Below are 1,290 nucleotides of genomic sequence, written 5' to 3' on the forward strand. Positions count from 1 at the left end.
ACAGCGGCTACGAACTGTGCGAGAACACACCCCTCAAGGAGGGCGGCGAGGAGTACCTCGACTCGGAGAAGTACCAGCTCAAGCCCCGTGACTGGGAAGCCGCCGAACGCGAGGGACGCACCATCGCCCCCCTCATCACCCGGCTCAACACCATTCGCCGGGAGCACCCCGCGCTACAGCGCCTGCGCAATCTCCGCTTCCATCAGACCGACAACGAAGCCGTGCTCGCCTACAGCAAGAGCACGGGGACGGACACGGTCGTCGTGGTCGTGAACCTCGACCCGCACCACACCCAGGAGGCCACGGTCTCGTTGGACATGCCGCAACTCGGCCTGGACCGGAACGCCGCCCTGTACGCACACGACGAGCTGACGGGCGAGACGTACCACTGGGGCAGGACCAACTACGTGCGCCTCACGCCCGGCCGGACGCCGGCGCACGTGCTCCACGTCGGGCGATCGACGCCCCGGATCGGAGGGCCCGCAGCCACATGACCGTCAACGAACCCGTACTGGACACCTTCGAGGACACCCCCGCCAGGGACCGGGACCCGGAGTGGTTCAAGCGCGCCGTCTTCTACGAGGTCCTCGTCCGCTCCTTCCAGGACAGCAACGGCGACGGCGTCGGCGACCTGAAGGGCCTGACCGCCAAGCTCGACTATCTGCAATGGCTCGGCGTGGACTGCCTCTGGCTGCCACCGTTCTTCAAGTCACCCCTGCGCGACGGCGGTTACGACGTCTCCGACTACACCGCCGTACTGCCCGAGTTCGGCGACCTCGCCGACTTCGTGGAGTTCGTGGACGCCGCCCACCAGCGCGGCATGCGCGTGATCATCGACTTCGTCATGAACCACACCAGCGACCAGCACCCGTGGTTCCAGGAGTCCCGCAAGAACCCCGAAGGCCCCTACGGCGACTACTACATGTGGGCCGACGACGACAAGCAGTACGAGGACGCGCGGATCATCTTCGTCGACACGGAGGCCTCCAACTGGTCCTTCGACCCGGTGCGCGGTCAGTACTACTTCCACCGTTTCTTCTCGCACCAGCCGGACCTCAACTACGAGAACCCGGCCGTGCAGGAGGAGATCCTGGCAGCCCTGAAGTTCTGGCTCGACCTCGGCATCGACGGCTACCGCCTCGACGCGGTCCCCTATCTCTACGCCGAAGAGGGCACCAACTGCGAGAACCTGCCGGCCACCCACGCGTTCCTCAAGCGGGTCCGCAAGGAGATCGACGCCCAGTACCCGGACACCGTGCTGCTGGCGGAGGCCAACCAGTGGCCCGAGGA

General features: G+C 66.3%; 2 protein-coding genes. Both read left to right on the forward strand.

The annotated features are described in order from the left end of the window. Positions 1 to 494, forward strand: a 494-nt coding sequence (locus ABVB68_RS36790) for an alpha-glucosidase C-terminal domain-containing protein (RefSeq protein ID WP_353605573.1), incomplete at its 5' end; no start/stop codon positions are given. After that, positions 491 to 1,290, forward strand: an 800-nt coding sequence (locus tag ABVB68_RS36795) for an alpha-amylase family glycosyl hydrolase (protein ID WP_353605574.1), incomplete at its 3' end; no start/stop codon positions are given. The genes ABVB68_RS36790 and ABVB68_RS36795, both read left to right, overlap by 4 nt.

Source organism: Streptomyces sp. NPDC096012, assembly GCF_040426375.1.
GTDB lineage: Bacteria > Actinomycetota > Actinomycetes > Streptomycetales > Streptomycetaceae > Streptomyces.